The organism is Embleya sp. NPDC020886, from assembly GCF_044333915.1.
Classification (GTDB): Bacteria; Actinomycetota; Actinomycetes; order Streptomycetales; family Streptomycetaceae; genus Embleya.
Map to the genome: position 1 here is coordinate 1,310,262 of NZ_JBIRRX010000001.1, position 16,584 is coordinate 1,326,845.

The following is a 16,584-nucleotide window of genomic DNA, read 5'->3' on the forward strand; positions in this document are numbered from 1 at the left end:
GAGTACGGTCGCGGGCACAGTCCGAAGGAGCGAACGCGTGCCCACGCTTTCCGTCATCGCCGCGATCGACATACCGGCCGTCCGGATCTGGGAGGCGGTGGGAGACTTCGAGGACCCGTCCAACTGGTACGCCCGGCCGATCGAGGGACACTCCCGGGGCGAGCGACGCGTACGCAGGCCGGACGGCTCGACCGTGCGCGAACGACTGCTCTCGCACGACGCGGTCGGCCACACCTACACCTACCGGGCGCTCGACGGTCCGCCGCTGCTGGGCCGACTCGCGCTGGAGTCGATCGCGGGCGGCACGATGTGCCTGGTCGTGTGGTCGGTGCGGTTCGAGAGCACACCGAGCGAACAACTCCCGGTGTTGCGCGAACTCGAACACCGGGTGATGCGACCCGCGCTGCGGACGCTGCGCGAGACGTTCGCCTGAGCGCGGCGCGAGAGGTCGGGCGCCGGCCTCAGCCGCCGCTCACACCGAGCGGATCGGGCAGCAGAGTGCCCGGGCGGCACACCGTCCACGGTTCGACCAGGCCCAGGCCGCGGACCGGCCGGCGCCACATGGGGTGCAGTTCGTAGCGGTCGTCGCCCTCCAGGGCCGCGGCCAGTTCGCGATCGACCACCACCGCGTCCTTGGGGCTGAGCGCGGTCAGCCGACTGGCCAGGTTGACCGTGGTGCCGAACACGTCGCCCATCCGCGAGAGCACGTGGCCGTACGCGATGCCCACCCGCAGCGCGGGCAGCACCTCCTCCTGTGCCATCGCCTCGACCAGGCGCAGGCCCAGCTCGACCGCCGAGTCCGGCGAGAAGGTCACGAACAACACCTCGTCGCCCAGCGTCTTGACCAGTCGCCCGCCCTGCTCGGCGATCACGTCGACGGCGGTGTCCTCGAAGGTCTGCACGAGCCGGCCGAGCTCGGCCTCCTCCAGATTGCGCGACAGCCGGGTGAAGCCGACCAGGTCGGCGAAGCCGACGGCCAGCGACTGGCCCACCGTCTGCGGATCGGTCAGGCCCTGCATCGCCCGCGAACTGGCCGCGGCCAGGTGGCGCCGCCAGGCGTAGATGACCAGCGGTTCGAGTTCGAGCATCACGTCGCCGGCGGTGGTGACCACCTGCTCGGAGCGGCTGCCGGTGAGTTCGTTGCCGATGTACTCCACCCACGCCTCGGTTTGCCACTCGGCGAACCGGGCCATGGTCTGGCCGACCGAGCGCACGAACTGCGCCGCGACGGTGGCCGGCAACAAGCCGGACTCGGTCAGCTCGCGCAGGTGCTTGAGCGCCGCGACATCGGCGTCGGTGAACGCGCGGGCCGGGCCGAAATCGGCGAAGCCCAGGCCGCGCCACAACCGGCGGGCCTCGTCCAGGGGCACCCCGACCAGGTCGGCGACCTGGCCGGAGGTGTATCGGCGGGGGGCACCCAGCACGACCTGCTCGACGTCGGCGATGGTGTTGTGGACCGCCTCGATGTCGGACAGGTCGGGCAGGGCGTGCTGATCGGCCGCGTCGGCCCCGGCGCCCGCGCCGGGCTCCACGCGGGTCCGTTCCTCGGGCATGTGGCTCCACCGGGTGTGCGAAGGATGGTCTCGTCGGAGCCACACTACGTGTCGGGGGTCACAAAGGTTCGGGGTCGGGCGGTGCCGGGTACTTCTTCCGCCCCGCGGCGGCCCGCTCGACGAGTACCAGCAGCTCGCTCTGCAGCCGCACCGCGTGCGGCAGACCCGGCAGTTCGAGCTGCTCCCGGTCGCCGACGGGGACCAGTACGACGGTGCCGGCGCCGAGCACGCGGTCCACGAACGACTCGTGCTCGACCAGTACGTCCTCCACGCGGGCGAACGGCACCACCCGGATCTCCCGGGTCAAGGTGCCGGTACGCACGGTCAGCCGATCGGCGGCGACCGCGTACAGCGTGCCCAGCCAGGACAGCCACGGGGCGATGCTCCAGCGGGCCAGGACCGCGAGCCCGGCCAGGAGTACGGCGGACCGAATCCAACCCGAGGCGGCGTCCGGTGAGGTCAGCGCGGCGAGGAAACCGGTGACCGCGACGGTGCCGAAGAGGGCGAGGGTGGGGCGGACGAGGTGCATCCAGTGCGGGCGCACGACGAAGAGTGTGTCGTCGTCGACCTCGGCTGTGATGGTGAACACCGGGCCTCCTGGTGAGTCACCACCGATTGTGCGGGGCCCTGGGGCGGGCGGCCGGGAGGCGTGCCGAAGGCACGGGGTTTTGCGCCCGCCCGCCTCATCCGCTGCGTGCGATGGGCGGGCCGCGGATGTCGGGCGGCGGCGGAGCCGAGACGGCCTCGCGGCCGAGGAGACGGGGACGGGTGGCCGGGGCGACGAGGCCGCGGGAGACAAAACGCCGTCGTGGCCCGGGACGAGTGTGCGCGTGCCGCCGCCGGCCGGAAGGAGCCGGGACGGCCTCGGCACGGGGCCGTCCCGGGGTGTGGTCAGTCGGCCGTCGGGCGGACGTGGACGACGTCGCCGGCCCCCACCGCGGTGGAGCCCGCCGAGGTGGTGACCAGGAGGCGGCCGTCCTCGTCGATGCCGGTGGCCGGGCCCTCCAGGGTGCGGTCGGCGGGCAGTTCGACCCGTACCCGGCGGCCGATCGTGGCGCACGCGTCGGTATAGGCGGTGAGCAGGCCGCTCGTGCGCGCGTCGCCGCCGGCCAGCCGCCAACGGGTGTACCACTCCTCCAGCTCGCGCAGGATCGCGCGCAGGATCGGATCGCGGTCGGTGTTCTCGGCGCCCGCCAACGCCAACGAGGTCGCGGTCGGGACCGGCAGTTCCTCCTCGCGCAGCGAGACGTTCAGGCCGATCCCCAGGACCACCCCGGCGCCGGCCCGCTCGGCCAGGATCCCGGCCAGCTTGCGTTCGCCCACGAGCAGGTCGTTGGGCCACTTCAGACGCGCGTCCACGCCGGTCACCCGGGACACCGCCGAGGCCGCGGCGACCCCGGCGAGCAACGGCAACCAGCCCCAGCGCGCGACCGGCACCTCGGTCGGTGCCAGCGTCACCGACATCGCGATGCCCGAACGCGGCGGCGCACTCCAGCGCCGGTCCAGCCGGCCCTTCCCCGCCACCTGCGACTCGGCGACCAGAACCAGCCCCTCCTGCTCGTCGCCCCGCCGGGCGAGGTCGGAGTTGGTCGATCCGGTCTCGGGCAAGACGTCGATCTCGCGCCACAGCCCACCGGGTACCAGCAGAGCCTGGCGCAGCGCCGCCTCACGCAGCGGAGGGCGGTTGAGATCCGTGAAAGGAGAGTCCATCCGATCACCCTAGAAGGCACTGGGGGGCAGGGCGGTGATGGTCGCCGGCGTGGCGCGGATACGCTACCGATCGCCGCCGTTCGACGTGACAGGAGCCAGCACGATGGACCCAGTACAGGGCGAGCCCGACATCCACACCACCGCCGGGAAGCTGGCCGACCTGGAGCGCCGCATCGACGAGGCGGTACACGCGGGCAGCGCCCGAGCGGTCGAGAAGCAGCACGCCAAGGGCAAGATGACCGCGCGCGAGCGGATCGAGTACCTGCTCGACGAGGGCTCGTTCGTCGAACTCGACGAGTTCGCGCGGCACCGCTCCACCAACTTCGGTCTGGAGAGCAACCGCCCCTACGGCGACGGCGTGGTGACCGGTTCCGGCACGGTCGACGGTCGCCAGGTGTGCGTGTTCTCCCAGGACGTCACCGTCTTCGGAGGCAGCCTGGGCGAGGTCTACGGCGAGAAGATCGTCAAGATCCAGGACCTCGCGATCAAGACCGGCGTCCCGCTGGTGGGCATCAACGAGGGCGGCGGCGCGCGCATCCAGGAGGGTGTCGTCTCGCTCGGCCTGTACGGCGAGATCTTCCGCCGCAACGTGATCGCCTCCGGCGTGATCCCGCAGATCTCGCTGATCATGGGCGCCGCGGCCGGCGGCCACGTGTACTCGCCCGCGCTCACCGACTTCGTCGTGATGGTCGACCAGACCTCGCAGATGTTCATCACCGGTCCCGACGTCATCAAGACGGTCACCGGCGAGGACGTCACGATGGAGGACCTCGGCGGCGCCCGCACGCACAACAGCAAGTCCGGCAACGCGCACTACATGGGCGCGGACGAGAAGGACGCGCTGGAGTACGTCAAGGGCCTGCTGTCCTACCTGCCGAGCAACAACCTGGAGGAGGCCCCGTCCTTCGACGAGGCCGCCGACCTGGAGACCACCGACTTCGACCGGGATCTGGACACACTGATCCCGGACTCGGCGAACCAGCCGTACGACATCCACACGGTGATCGAGCACGTCCTGGACGACGCGGACTTCCTGGAGGTCCAGCCGCTGTTCGCGCCGAACATCGTGGTCGGCTTCGGCCGGGTCGAAGGTCGGTCCGTGGGCATCGTGGCGAACCAGCCGATGCAGTTCGCCGGCACGCTGGACATCGACGCGTCCGAGAAGGCCGCGCGCTTCGTGCGCACCTGCGACGCGTTCAACATCCCGGTGCTGACCTTCGTGGACGTGCCCGGCTTCCTGCCCGGCACCGACCAGGAGTGGAACGGCATCATCCGCCGCGGCGCGAAGCTGATCTACGCGTACGCCGAGGCGACCGTGCCGCTGGTGACCATCATCACCCGCAAGGCGTACGGCGGTGCGTACGACGTGATGGGCTCCAAGCACCTGGGGGCCGACGTCAACCTGGCCTGGCCGACCGCGCAGATCGCGGTGATGGGCGCGCAGGGCGCGGCGAACATCCTGCACCGGCGCACGATCGCCGCCTCGGACGATCCCGAGGCGACCCGCGCGCGGCTGATCCAGGAGTACGAGGACACGCTGTGCAACCCGTACGTGGCCGCCGAGCGCGGCTACGTGGACGCGGTCATCCGCCCGTCCTCGACCCGGGCGCACGTGGTCAAGGCGCTGCGTGCGCTGCGCGGCAAGCGCGAGACGCTGCCGCCGAAGAAGCACGGCAACATCCCGCTGTAAGTCGGACCACACCGGGTCGGTCCCGGCGCGTGCGCCGCGGACCGGCCCGGCCAGGGCCTGGAGGTCCCCATGATCAAGGTGGTGCGGGGTGAACCCACCCCGGAGGAACTGGCGGTGATCGTCACCGTCGTGGCGGCCAAGGCGAGCGGCGGCACCGTCGCGCCGGAACCCGCCGCGCCCTCGCAGTGGAACGCGCCGGCCCGGCTGGTGCGCCGACCGTTGCGACCGGGGCCCGGTGCCTGGCGTGCGAGCGCCTGGCCCTCCTGAACGAACACATCCGCGACCTTCACACCTCGAAGGTCGGTAAATCGCACGACCCGACTTGAGTACTCGTACTCAAGATCGCCCGGTGACACCCGTCGCACGATGGGTGCATGCGTGACCGTGACGAGTTCTCCGAGGAAACCCGGCGCGCCGTGGCCCAGCTACGGCGCGCCGTGTGGATCCTGCCCGTGGTGGTGATCCTCGGTCTGCTCGTGCTCGGCCTGTGACCGGGCGGCCCGTGCCCGATCGGCGCGCCGCGGCCCGGTACGTTGGCGGCATGACCGACCGTGCCCCCTCCCGTTCCCTCGTGCTCGCCTCGGCCTCCCCCGCCCGCCTGAAACTGCTGCGCGACGCCGGGCTGGACCCCAAGGTCGTGGTCAGCGGCGTCGACGAGGACGCGCTCGCCGCCGGCACGCCGCGCGAACTCGCGCTGCTCCTGGCCGAGGCCAAGGCCGACGCGGTGGCCGCCGGGCTCACGGCCGACGAACTGGTCGTGGGCTGCGACTCGGTCCTGGAGTTGGACGGCCGCGCGCTGGGCAAGCCGGCCGACGCCGCCGAGGCGTGGGAGCGCTGGCAGTCGATGCGCGGACGCGCCGGGGTGCTGCTGACCGGGCACTGCGTGATCGACCGGCGCAGCGGACTGCGGGTGTCCGACGTGGCGGCCACCACGGTGCGGTTCGGGACGCCGGACGACGACGAGGTCGCCGCGTACATCGCCACCGGTGAACCGCTGCACGTGGCGGGCGCCTTCACCCTGGACGGCTACGCGTCGCCGTTCGTGGACGGCATCGACGGCGACCCGGGCAACGTGATCGGCCTGTCGCTGCCGCTGCTGCGCCGGCTCCTGGCCGGTGTGGGTGTGCGGATCGTCGATCTCTGGACCTGAGGGGCCGTCAGGAGATGGGCCCGTCCGGCCGGTTCAGGTCGCGCCGGACCGGGCCGGGGCCCAGGCCCGACAGCCCGGACGGCGGTTGCGGGGGGTACGCGCCGGGGCTCGGCTGCTGCTGCGGCAGATACGGCTGCGGGGCGGGTTCGGCGTAGGCGTTCGGTGCCCACGGGCCGCCGCCGGGGACCGGTGCGCCGACCGGGCCGGGACCGGGGCCCGGGCCGCGCCCGGGAGCACGCGGCGGCGGGGTGCCGCGCAGTGCGGCCAGCAGTGCGAGCGGCAGCGCGATCGCGGCGAGCACGAGCAGCGGTAGCGGTACCCCGCCGGGCTTCTCGGTCAGCCACTCCACCCAGCCGTAGTCGGCCGACGCGGCCTGCAGTTCCGGCCACACCGGTCCGCATGCCGCGCCCAGGCCGAATGCCGCGATCGCCGCCTCCGGACGCAGCCCGCCGATCACCACGCCGATCGCCGCCGCGCCCGCACAGCGCACCGCGAGCTGATGCCCGGAGCCGGCCGCGGGGCCGATGAACTCGGCCAGGACCAGGGCGAGTGCGGCCAGGCCGATCGCGTACGCCCCCAGTGTCCGGGCCGCGACCGCGCCCAGGATGCCCGCGACGGCGAGCCCGAGCAGCCACGGCAGGTATTCGCCCGGACCGTCCAACCCCAGCCCCGGGTTGCCCTCGGTACGGTCCCACGCGAACAGCGCGGCCGGGAACGCGGCCAGCCCGACCGCCATCGCCAACAGCGCGCCCGCGACCGAACGCACCCCGTCCACCCGATAGGTCAGCACCGCGGCGACCAGGCAGCCCGCCAACGCGACGATCGGCCACAGCCCGAGCACCTTGGGCTTGTCCTCGCCCATCACCACGGACGCCGCGGCGACCCCGACGCCGACCAACCCGAGCAGGAACACCCCACCGGAGGCGCCCGCTTCGGACTCCTGCCAGCCTCGGCCGGGCGGGACCAGCACCCGTCCGGTGGGCAGCAGGAGCAACAGGTAGCCGAACGCGACCAGCGGCAGCCAGGTCTGCAGACCGGCCCCGGACTCCCACATCGGATCGAGCACGTCCGACCCGCCGAGCACGAACAGCAGTGGTACGGCGGCCGCGAGCGTCGCCGCGAACGCGGCGTTCAGCGGCGCCTGGTGTCGCGGCACCGCGAGGTGGATCCACAACACCACGCCGATCAGCACCTGCACCGCGAAGCCGAACCGCAACAGGTAGACGAAGCCGAGCCAGCGCGCGTCGCCCGAGCCGTCGTAGTGCGTGGCGATCGGGTCGAGCGCGGTGGTCAGCGCGGCGCCGGCCAGGCCGATCACCAGCACGCCGCCGACCGCGCCGCGGCGATGGGTGAAGACGCTGTCGGTGAGTCCGACGCCGCCGATCACCAGCGGCACCGCCCACGGCAACAACACCGCGATCAGATCCCACACCGACCAGTCGTCGGCGCCCGCAATCGTCGGCGCCGGGAACGATCCGTAGTCGGCCGGGTCCGCGGCGGCCGGAACCGGTACGGCGGGGTCGATGCCGGCCCGGAGCAGTACCAGCGCGGCAGCCGTGCCGAGCACGACCAACAGCGCACCGGGCACCCACTCCAGGGACAACCGGCCCACCGGTTCGGGGCGCCGCGCACGGCCCTCCGCGAATCCGGCGCCGGCCTCGTAGGCCTTGCGTATCACTCCGCCGGCCATGGCCGTCTCCCCCGGGTCGTCGTACAGGCAGCTTAGGGAAAAGCGGCGGTCGTCCGCTCCCGAAGCGGAAGACGCGGACCCCATCGGTTCGGATCCACCGGAAGTCCCTCGACCATCCCTCGATCGCCGGGCATCTCCGCGACGTCCGCGGCCATTACCTCGGAGGGAATCGACCGCCCCACCACGTGTCGAGCACAGTCGTGGGTGTCGGCAATCGAACCCTGGAGGACCCCATGAGCGCCCAGTCCCTGCACTCCACGTTCGCGGCCGGTGGATCGACCGGCGACGGCGCCGTCCGCGGCGACACCGGCCTGCTGCGCATCGCGCTGCGCCTGGACGCGATCGCCACCGGCGCGGTGGGCCTGGCCGCGCTGGCCGGTTGTGCCGCCTTCGACGGCGCCCTCGGCCTGCCCACCGCGTTCCTGGCCGGCCTCGGTGCGTTCCTGCTGCTCTACGCGTCGGCCGTGTGGCGGGTGGCCGGCCGGTCCGCGCCGCATCGCATCGGCGTACGCGTGGTGATCGCCCTCAACCTGATGTGGTTCGCGGACAGCCTGGTGATGGCCGGCGCGGGCTGGTTGGACCCGACCGGCCTGGGCACCACGCTCGTCGTGCTCCAGGCGATCGCGGTGCTCGGCTTCGCCGATCTGCAGATCTTCGGGCTGCGCAAGGCGAACAGGTCCGTGCGATGACCGTCGGCGGGAAGGCCGTCGGGCCGTCGAGGAGGCGTCGTGCCGCGTTCGTGGAACACCGCGTACGGTCGGGTGCCATGAGTTCGGGACCCGGGAGCATCGTCACCGAGCGGCCCGCCGGCCGCCCCGCCGGCCGCCGATCGAGCGGCGAGTTGATCCGGCACTGGCGGCAACACCGACGGCTGAGCCAACTGGAGCTGTCCGCGGAGGTCGAGGTGTCCACCCGGCACCTGAGCTTCATCGAGACCGGCCGCGCGGTGCCCAGCCGGGACATGGTGTTGCGGCTGGCCGAATACCTGGAGGTCCCGCTGCGCGAACGCAACCGGATGCTCCTGGCCGCGGGCCATGCCCCGGCGTACAACGAAAGCCGGCTGGACGCGCCGGAATTGCACGCGGTGATGACCGCGATGCGCCAGATCCTGGTCGGGCACGGTCCCTACCCGGCGGTGATCGTGGACCGGGCCTGGAACATCGTCGACGCGACCCCGAGCATCGCGCTGTTCACCGAGGGCGTGGCCCCCGAGTTGCTCACCGATCCGCTCAACGCCTATCGGGTGAGCCTGCACCCCGAGGGCATGGCGCCGCGGATCGTCAACCTCCCGCAGTGGCGCGCGCATCTGCTGCACCGACTGCGTCGGCAGGTCGCGATCACCGGGGACCCGCTGGTCCGGGAACTGTACGACGAGGTGAGCGGCTACCCGGGCGGCGAGCCGCCGAACGCGGCCGGGCCCGGCGCGCCGGCCATCCCGTTGGGCATCCGGTTCGGCGGTGAGGTGCTGTCCTTCGTGAGCACGGTGGCCACGTTCGGCACCGCGGTCGACATCACCGTGGCGGAGATCTCGATCGAGTCGTTCTACCCCGCGGACAAGCGCACCGGGCAGATCCTGCGCGAATTGCACGGCGACTGACGGTCGGGGTGGGTGGGGAGGGCCGGCCGGATCGGGGCTCGGTCTCGGTCTCGGTTCGACGGCGGGTTCAGCCGCGGAGTCGGTGGCCCCAGACCTCGGCCGGCCGGGTCACCGGGTCGGGGCGCCACTCGCCGAGGCGGGCCCAGTCCCAGGATCGCAGCGCCGCGAGCGCGGCATGGTTGTCCCGGGGCACCCGCGCCGCGGCGAAGGTGGCATCGGTGCCCGCGAGCAGCTTCTCCCGCATCCGGCCGGCCAGTCCCTGACGTCGGTGCTGGGGTACGACCATGAGGTCCACGATCACGAACACCTTGCCGGCCGCCGCCGATTCGGCCACGTCCTCGGCCAGTTCCCCGTGGAATCCGGTCCACCAGCCGCTCGCCCGCCGAGGCGGGAAGCCGTACGTGCAGCCCGCCGCCGCGCCGGCTCCGTTCGCGACCACCATCTCGAACCCGGGCTGTTGGATGTGGTCGGCGTAGCGCCGCAGGAAATCGGGGCGGCCCGGCGGGTCCTCGCCGTAGGTCTTGACGTACGTATCCGCGACGGATTCCCGCTGTTGGTCGGCCTGCCAACGGGTCAGCCGGCGCAAGAACACCTCTGCCACCAGTACCTCCTGCCCAGGCATGGGATGCCGTAGCGGTTCACATCGTGGCAGCCGGCCCCGCCCGGGGGAAACACCACGAGCCGAATACCGCCCGGTCGGGTAGCGAACCCCGGCGACCCGCGGCCGCGGGCGGTCCCGTCGAGGTCAGGCGGTTTGCGTGTTTCGGCCTCTTTCGGCCGCGTGTGCTCGTAGCCTGCGCACGGGGTACGGCGAGGAGAAAGTCGAGAGTGCCGAACGTGCGGGAACCGGGTAATGCGTGGGACATGTGTGCCGAGGCTCACGACGAGCACGAGTGGGTGTATCAGTACGGGCCGGACGGACCGGCGGGCAATCCGTGGGCCAAGGCCTGCAAGCACTGCGGGAAGATGGCGGGGGCGAACGTCCCCGAAAGCGGGCCGCTCGGGCGCTCCACCGGCGGCGACTGTCTGGGCGGCTGACGGGACCCGACACATAACTGGAACACGTTTCAGGTATACCCGGGCATCGGCGCCCGGCACCTGCGGAGTACGTTGACCCCACCGGCAACGTGGCCGGCAGCTCCATCGCAGGCCATGAACATGGCGGGTTGCCGTACCCATGACGAGGTGGGGCGGCCGATTGTGCCCGCCTTCGAATCCCTAGACTCTCCGCAGTTCAGGAGGGAGCCAGATCGTGCGCAAGGTACTCATCGCCAACCGTGGGGAAATCGCGGTCCGCGTCGCCCGAGCATGCCGGGATGCCGGCATCGCCAGTGTGGCCGTCTACGCCGAACCGGACCGGGATGCTCTGCACGTGCGGGTGGCCGACGAGGCCCACGCGCTCGGCGGAAACACTCCGGCCGAGAGTTACCTGGACGTGGCCAAGGTTTTGCAGGCCGCCCAGGACTCCGGCGCGGACGCCATTCACCCCGGATACGGATTCCTGTCGGAGAACGCGGAATTCGCCCAAGCCGTGCTGGACGCCGGCCTCACCTGGATCGGACCGCCGCCGCAGGCGATCCGCGACCTCGGTGACAAGGTGGCCGCCCGGCACATCGCCCAGCGGGCCGGCGCGCCCCTGGTCGCCGGCACCCCGGACCCGGTCTCGGGTGCCGAGGAAGTGGTGGAGTTCGCGAAGGCCAACGGCCTGCCGATCGCCATCAAGGCCGCCTTCGGCGGTGGCGGGCGCGGCCTCAAGGTGGCCCGCACCCTCGAAGAGGTTCCCGAGCTGTACGACTCGGCGGTGCGTGAGGCGGTGGCCGCGTTCGGCCGCGGCGAGTGCTTCGTGGAGCGGTACCTGGACCAGCCGCGGCACGTCGAGACCCAGTGTCTGGCCGACACCCACGGCAACGTGGTGGTCGTGTCCACCCGCGACTGCTCGCTCCAGCGCCGGCACCAGAAGCTCGTCGAGGAGGCGCCCGCGCCGTTCCTGACCGAGGAGCAGAACGCCGAGCTCTACCGCGCGTCGAAGGCCATCCTCAAGGAGGCCGGCTACGTCGGCGCCGGGACCTGCGAGTTCCTGGTGGGCCAGGACGGCACCATCTCCTTCCTGGAGGTCAACACCCGTCTCCAGGTCGAGCACCCGGTCACCGAAGAGGTGACCGGCATCGACCTGGTGCGCGAGATGTTCCGGATCGCCGACGGCGAGGCGCTCGGCTACGACGACCCGCCGCTGCGCGGCCACTCGTTCGAGTTCCGGATCAACGGCGAGGACCCGGGGCGCGGCTTCCTGCCCGCTCCCGGCGAGGTCACCAAGTGGCTTCCGCCGTCCGGCCCGGGCGTGCGCCTGGACTCGGGCGTCGAGCAGGGTTCGGTGATCGGCCCGGCGTGGGACTCGCTGCTCGCGAAGCTGATCGTCACCGGTCGCGACCGCAAGCAGGCGCTCCAGCGGGCCAAGCGCGCGCTGGACGAGTTCGTCGTGGACGGCATGGCCACCGCGCTCACCTTCCACCGCGAGGTGGTGGTGGACCCGGCGTTCGCGCCCGAGCTGGCCGGCTCGACCGACCCGTTCACGGTGCACACCCGGTGGATCGAGACCGGGTTCGAGAACACGATCGCCCCGTTCGGCGGCGGCGCGGACTCGGCCGAGGAGGCCGGCGAGCGCGAGACCGTCGTGGTCGAGGTCAACGGTCGGCGCTTCGAGGTCACCCTCCCGGCGGGCCTCGGCGCGTCCGGCGCGGCCCCGGCCGCGGGCAAGAAGGCGCCCAAGCGCGGCGGTGCCAAGAAGGCCGGCGCCGCGGCGAGCGGTGACTCGCTGGCCAGCCCGATGCAGGGCACCATCGTCAAGGTCGCGGTCGAGGAGGGTCAGCAGGTCGCCGAGGGCGAGCTGATCGTGGTCCTGGAGGCGATGAAGATGGAACAGCCGCTCAACGCCCACCGGGCGGGCACGGTCAAGGGCCTGGTCGCCGAGGTCGGCGCGACGGTCACCTCCGGCGCGGTGCTCTGCGAGATCAAGGACTGATCCGGGTCGCCCACCTGCGGATCGGCCACGATCGTGCGGGTGGGCGACCCGAGCGCCCCCGCCCGACACGTCGGCGCGGGGGCGCTCGTCCGCGCCGACCGAAGTCGCAGGGGGCTCGGCTTGGACCTCTGGTTTCTGCTCGCCACCGCCGTCGCGGCCGGCGGCACCGGGGCCGCCCTGGGCATGCGCTGGTCGAATCGTCGACGTGGCGCCCGGTCGCCGCGCCCACCCTCGCGCATCACCGCGTCGGGTGAGCCGGCCGTCTTCTCGGTACCGCCCGAGTTGCTGGAGCGGGCGCGGGCCGAGTTGCTCGCGTGGCTGCGCGCGGACGTGAGCGAACGACTCGCCGAATTGACCCGGCGCACGCAGGCGCTGGTACCGGCCGGGCGGCCGGCCGCGTTGGCGGCACAACTGCGGGCACTGGACGCGGGCGAGGCGGCGTCGTGGGTGTTGCGGGACGCGGACGATCTTCCCGATCTCGCGGGTGCGTGGTTGTTGGTGTGGCACGGTGTCCGCGCGCTGGAGGTGGCCGCGGAGCAGCACGATGCGACGGACGAGGTGGGCCCGGATCGTCGGTTCGAGGTGTCGGTGTGTCTGTTCAACCCGTTGCACGGCGCCGCGCACGCCACGATGCGGTGGGCGATGCGAGGTCTGGCCGCGCCGGTACCGGCCTGCTGGGCGTGTCTGATCGCCGGGAGCGAGCGCACGATGCCGGACATCCTCACCGCGCGGGTCGCCGACGGGGCGTACCTGCCCTACTACGAGATCCCGGCGGAGCAAAGCGTGTGGTCGGCGACGGGGTACGGCGCCTTCGGCGGTGACCTGGTCGAACAGGTGCGGAGCGCGTTGCCCGGGGGGCGCCGGGCAGTCGGCGAGTGACACCTGAGCACGGGGTCGTGATCACTGGTCGGGCATCACCCCCGGGACGCGCATGTCCCGCATCCGCTCCCCGTTGAACTCCGCACGAGCGCCGGGAACGGCCCGTTGCGGAAGGGGGGCGATGTGCACCTGTGCGCCCAGTTCGGCCAGGGCCTCGCTCTCCGGGCCGGGAGCATCCTCGTCGGTGACGAGGTGGGTGATGCGCTCGGGGGCCACCGTCTGGAACATGGTGTCCACACCGATCTTGGTGTGATCGACCATGACGACGACCTCGTGGGCGGCCTGGATCAGGGCGCGGTCCACGCTCGCGGACAGCATGTTGGGGGTGGACAGGCCACGCTCGGCGGTCAGCCCGTTGCCGGACACGAACGCGCGACGCACGCGCAGACCCGCCAGGGCCTGCTCGGCTCCGCTGCCGACCAACGCGTAGGACGACCCGCGCAGCGTGCCGCCGGTCATCACGACCTCGACCCGATTGGCGTGGGCGAGGACCTGCGCGACGAGGAGGGAGTTGGTGACCACGGTCAGGCCCGGGATCCGGGCCAGCCTGCGGGCCAACTCCTGCGTGGTGGTGCCGGCGCCCACGACGATCGCGTCCCCCTCGTCGACGAGGGAGACCGCGAGGTCGGCCATGGCCGCCTTCTCAGCCGCCGCGAGGTGGGTCTTCTGCGAATAGCTCGGCTCACGGGACAGCCCACCGGGCAGTACCGCTCCACCGTGCCGACGGTCGAGCAGCCCTTCGGCTTCCAGGGCCCGCACGTCCCGCCGAACCGTCACCTCGGACGTCTGGACCACCCGGGCGAGTTCCCGTAGGGACACCGCTCCGTTGGCCCGCACCATTTCAAGAATCAGTTGACGACGCTCTGCTGCGAACACGTGACGAAGGTAACGCGAACGACCGGCTCTTATCAGCCGCTTGCGACTCTTACCCGAACTTGTTCATCAAAGTGATAAGACCGCTTCGGTTTCCGGGCGCAGCGAAGCCGCAGCGTTCGGGAGGGCCAACCATAACGCTGCTCGCCCGGAGCCGGATACCGCTGCTGTACACCGATTTTGATTCCGCGTCAGCCGGGCTCGACGGATGCGGAACACACCGCGAGGCGGCGATCACACCCGGTCCGATTCGAGTATGCGCGGCGGCCTCGGAGCACAGCGGATGTTCGAGAAAAGCCACCCGTAAGTGGAGTCCCCGGGAGCGCGGAATCCGAATTCCGCGCGCCCCTCGCACGCCGGAGGCCACCCGTACTCGACCGCACCGATCCTGCGCGCCTTATCGATCTTGAACTCGGGGCCGCCCGAGGTCGTCCGGGCCGATTCGCCCCGGCCCCGGACCCGGTCAGGAACGCTCGCGCCGGTGCAATTGCCGGGCGGCTTCCGCGATCGATCCCGAAAGGGACGGGTAGACGGTGAATCCGCTGGCGATCTGGTCGACCGTCAAGTGCAGGTCCACGGCGAGCGCGACGGTGTGGATCAACTCGCTCGCGCGCGGCGCCACGATCACACCGCCGACCACGATCCCGGTCCCCGGGCGACAGAACAGCTTCACGAAACCGTCGTGAATGCCCTGCATCTTCGCGCGCGGGTTGCGCGACAGCGGCAGCTTCACCCCGCGCGCGTCGATCTCGCCCGCGTCGATCGCGGCCTGGGTATAGCCGACCGTGGCGATCTCCGGGTCGGTGAACACGTTCGAGGACACGGCCTTGAGGTTCAGCGGGGCCACCGCGTCGCCGAGCATGTGGTACATCGCGATCCGCCCCTGCATCGCCGCGACCGACGCGAGCGCGAAGACGCCGGTGCAGTCGCCCGCCGAGTACACCCCGTTCGCGGTGGTGCGCGAGACCCGGTCCACCCGCACGTGTCCGGTGTCCTTGAGGAAGACGCCGGCCTCCTCCAAACCGATGCCCGAGGTGTTCGGGATCGCGCCGACGGCGACCAGGCAGTGGCTGCCCTCGACGATCTGGCCGTCGGTCAGGGTGACGATGACGCTGTCCCCGTCCCGCTTGACGCTCTCCGCCCGCGAGCGCGACATCACCCGCATGCCGCGCCGCCGGAAGACGCCTTCGAGCACCTCGGCCGCGTCCGGGTCCTCGCCCGGCAGCACCCGGTCCCGGCTGGAGACCAGGGTCACCTTCGAGCCGAGCGCCTGGTACGCACCGGCGAACTCGGCACCGGTGACGCCGGAGCCGACCACGATCAGCTCGCGCGGCAGCTCGGACAGGCCGTACATCTGCTTCCAGTTCAAGATGCGCTCGCCGTCCGGCTCCGCACCCGGAATCTCGCGCGGGTGGGCGCCGGTGGAGATCAGGATCGCGTCCGCGTCCAGCGTGCGCTCGGTGCCGTCGGCCAGGTCGGCCACCACGCGGCGCGGCCCGTCCAGGCGGGCGGTGCCGCGCAGCACCCGCACACCGGCGCGCGTGACGCCCTGCGCGATGTCGTTGGACTGGGCCTTGGCCAGTTGCAACACGCGCCGGTTGACCACGCCCAGGTCCACCCCCACGATCGGGCGATCCAGCGTGCCGGGGGTGCCGTCGTCGACGTAGATGCCGAGCTCGTGGTGCGAGTCGGCGAAGTTCGTCATGACCTCGGCCGTGGCGATCAGGGTCTTGGACGGGACACAGTCCGTCAGTACAGCCGCACCACCCACACCTTCGCGCTCTACCACCGTCACCTCGGCTCCGAGCTGTGCCGCGACCAAAGCCGCCTCGTACCCGCCGGGTCCTCCGCCTACGATCACAATCCGAGTCACGGGTGTCATTCTCTCCCATGCCCGCTCGTCGCGTAGGCTGCGGCCATGCCCCTCTACGCCGCGTACGCAAGCAACCTCGACGCGCGGCAGATGGCTCGGCGTGCCCCGCACTCCCCTCTGCGCCACACCGGTTGGCTGCCCGGCTGGCGGCTGACCTTCGGCGGCGAGCAGTTGGGTTGGGACGGATCGCTGGCCACGGTCGTCGAGGACGAGTTGTCCCAGGTATTCGTCGCGCTGTACGACCTGGCCGAGATGGACGAGCCCGACCTCGACCGCTGGGAGGGCATGCCACTCGGCCTGTACCGCAAGGTCCGGGTCCGGGTGGAGTCGCTGTTCGGCGAGCAGTTGGCGTGGCTGTACGTCCTCAACGACTACGAGGGCGGCCTGCCGTCGGCGCGCTACCTCGGCATGGTCGCCGAATCGGCCGAATCCGCCGGCGCCCCCGACGACTACGTCAAGGAACTCCGCAACCGCCCCTGCTCGTAACCCGGCCCCCCGGCGAAACTCGCCCGGCGTCCTGCCACACTCGGCTCGTCGGTCGTGCCGAGTG

General features: G+C 71.8%; 18 protein-coding genes. 11 read left to right on the forward strand and 7 right to left on the reverse strand.

All coding sequences use genetic code 11. From position 1 onward, the window contains the following. Positions 1-37: 37 nt before the first annotated feature. Complete coding sequence (locus ACH4U8_RS05480) at positions 38-433, forward strand: SRPBCC family protein (protein ID WP_395775877.1); 396 nt, start codon at positions 38-40, stop codon at positions 431-433. Between the two features lie 28 nt (positions 434-461). Here the strand turns inward: ACH4U8_RS05480 and ACH4U8_RS05485 are convergent, their stop codons facing one another. From ACH4U8_RS05485 to ACH4U8_RS05495, 3 genes are all read right to left on the reverse strand, one after another. Further along, the gene (locus ACH4U8_RS05485) at positions 462-1,553 is read right to left on the reverse strand and encodes an adenylate/guanylate cyclase domain-containing protein (protein WP_360308135.1); all 1,092 of its coding nucleotides are present in this window, start codon (positions 1,551-1,553) and stop codon (positions 462-464) included. A gap of 58 nt (positions 1,554-1,611) precedes the next feature. Beyond that, a complete protein-coding gene (locus tag ACH4U8_RS05490) occupies positions 1,612-2,142 on the reverse strand; it encodes a PH domain-containing protein (RefSeq protein ID WP_395775878.1) in 531 nt (176 codons plus the stop codon). Between the two features lie 302 nt (positions 2,143-2,444). Continuing rightward, the gene (locus ACH4U8_RS05495; RefSeq protein WP_360308129.1) at positions 2,445-3,263 is read right to left on the reverse strand and encodes a biotin--[acetyl-CoA-carboxylase] ligase; all 819 of its coding nucleotides are present in this window, start codon (positions 3,261-3,263) and stop codon (positions 2,445-2,447) included. Between the two features lie 103 nt (positions 3,264-3,366). On the opposite strand from ACH4U8_RS05495, the gene ACH4U8_RS05500 reads away from it, so the two are divergent. The 4 genes from ACH4U8_RS05500 (at position 3,367) to ACH4U8_RS05515 (ending at position 6,103) form a co-directional block, all read left to right on the forward strand. Then, positions 3,367-4,953, forward strand: coding sequence for an acyl-CoA carboxylase subunit beta (locus ACH4U8_RS05500; protein ID WP_360308126.1), 1,587 nt, complete (start codon positions 3,367-3,369; stop codon positions 4,951-4,953). Positions 4,954-5,022: 69 nt separating this feature from the next. Beyond that, positions 5,023-5,220 (forward strand): acyl-CoA carboxylase subunit epsilon, encoded by a 198-nt coding sequence (locus tag ACH4U8_RS05505; protein ID WP_360308123.1) that lies wholly within the window; start codon positions 5,023-5,025, stop codon positions 5,218-5,220. Positions 5,221-5,327: 107 nt separating this feature from the next. After that, positions 5,328-5,444 (forward strand): morphogenic membrane protein MmpB, encoded by a 117-nt coding sequence (gene mmpB, locus ACH4U8_RS05510; RefSeq protein ID WP_379990984.1) that lies wholly within the window; start codon positions 5,328-5,330, stop codon positions 5,442-5,444. Positions 5,445-5,494: 50 nt separating this feature from the next. Continuing rightward, a complete protein-coding gene (locus ACH4U8_RS05515) occupies positions 5,495-6,103 on the forward strand; it encodes a nucleoside triphosphate pyrophosphatase (RefSeq protein ID WP_395775879.1) in 609 nt (202 codons plus the stop codon). Positions 6,104-6,110: 7 nt separating this feature from the next. Here the strand turns inward: ACH4U8_RS05515 and ACH4U8_RS05520 are convergent, their stop codons facing one another. Continuing rightward, entirely contained in the window at positions 6,111-7,793 is a 1,683-nt protein-coding gene (locus ACH4U8_RS05520; RefSeq protein WP_395775880.1) for a hypothetical protein, read from the reverse strand. A 233-nt stretch (positions 7,794-8,026) separates the two neighbouring features. Here ACH4U8_RS05520 and ACH4U8_RS05525 point away from each other — a divergent pair, with 233 nt between their 5' ends. Both ACH4U8_RS05525 and ACH4U8_RS05530 read left to right on the forward strand, forming a co-directional pair. Next, entirely contained in the window at positions 8,027-8,482 is a 456-nt protein-coding gene (locus tag ACH4U8_RS05525) for a hypothetical protein (protein WP_395775881.1), read from the forward strand. A gap of 77 nt (positions 8,483-8,559) precedes the next feature. Then, complete coding sequence (locus tag ACH4U8_RS05530; RefSeq protein ID WP_379990981.1) at positions 8,560-9,390, forward strand: helix-turn-helix domain-containing protein; 831 nt, start codon at positions 8,560-8,562, stop codon at positions 9,388-9,390. A 67-nt stretch (positions 9,391-9,457) separates the two neighbouring features. Here the strand turns inward: ACH4U8_RS05530 and ACH4U8_RS05535 are convergent, their stop codons facing one another. After that, positions 9,458-9,991 carry a hypothetical protein gene (locus ACH4U8_RS05535; protein ID WP_360308108.1) on the reverse strand — a complete coding sequence of 178 codons (534 nt, stop codon included), beginning with the start codon at positions 9,989-9,991 and terminating at the stop codon, positions 9,458-9,460. Positions 9,992-10,254: 263 nt separating this feature from the next. On the opposite strand from ACH4U8_RS05535, the gene ACH4U8_RS05540 reads away from it, so the two are divergent. The 3 genes from ACH4U8_RS05540 (at position 10,255) to ACH4U8_RS05550 (ending at position 13,288) form a co-directional block, all read left to right on the forward strand. After that, positions 10,255-10,428, forward strand: coding sequence for a hypothetical protein (locus ACH4U8_RS05540; protein WP_360308105.1), 174 nt, complete (start codon positions 10,255-10,257; stop codon positions 10,426-10,428). 214 nt (positions 10,429-10,642) lie between these two features. Next, the gene (locus ACH4U8_RS05545; protein WP_360308102.1) at positions 10,643-12,409 is read left to right on the forward strand and encodes a biotin carboxylase N-terminal domain-containing protein; all 1,767 of its coding nucleotides are present in this window, start codon (positions 10,643-10,645) and stop codon (positions 12,407-12,409) included. Between the two features lie 120 nt (positions 12,410-12,529). Beyond that, the gene (locus ACH4U8_RS05550) at positions 12,530-13,288 is read left to right on the forward strand and encodes a hypothetical protein (RefSeq protein ID WP_360308099.1); all 759 of its coding nucleotides are present in this window, start codon (positions 12,530-12,532) and stop codon (positions 13,286-13,288) included. Positions 13,289-13,309: 21 nt separating this feature from the next. Here ACH4U8_RS05550 and ACH4U8_RS05555 read toward each other — a convergent pair whose 3' ends face one another. Both ACH4U8_RS05555 and ACH4U8_RS05560 read right to left on the reverse strand, forming a co-directional pair. Next, a complete protein-coding gene (locus tag ACH4U8_RS05555; protein ID WP_078975593.1) occupies positions 13,310-14,164 on the reverse strand; it encodes a DeoR/GlpR family DNA-binding transcription regulator in 855 nt (284 codons plus the stop codon). Positions 14,165-14,624: 460 nt separating this feature from the next. After that, entirely contained in the window at positions 14,625-16,043 is a 1,419-nt protein-coding gene (locus tag ACH4U8_RS05560; RefSeq protein ID WP_360308096.1) for an NAD(P)H-quinone dehydrogenase, read from the reverse strand. A 36-nt stretch (positions 16,044-16,079) separates the two neighbouring features. Between ACH4U8_RS05560 and ACH4U8_RS05565 the strand changes: the two genes are divergently transcribed. Further along, positions 16,080-16,520: a gamma-glutamylcyclotransferase gene (locus ACH4U8_RS05565; RefSeq protein ID WP_020552649.1), complete on the forward strand. Its 441-nt coding sequence runs from the start codon at positions 16,080-16,082 to the stop codon at positions 16,518-16,520. The last annotated feature ends 64 nt before the right edge of the window (positions 16,521-16,584 follow it).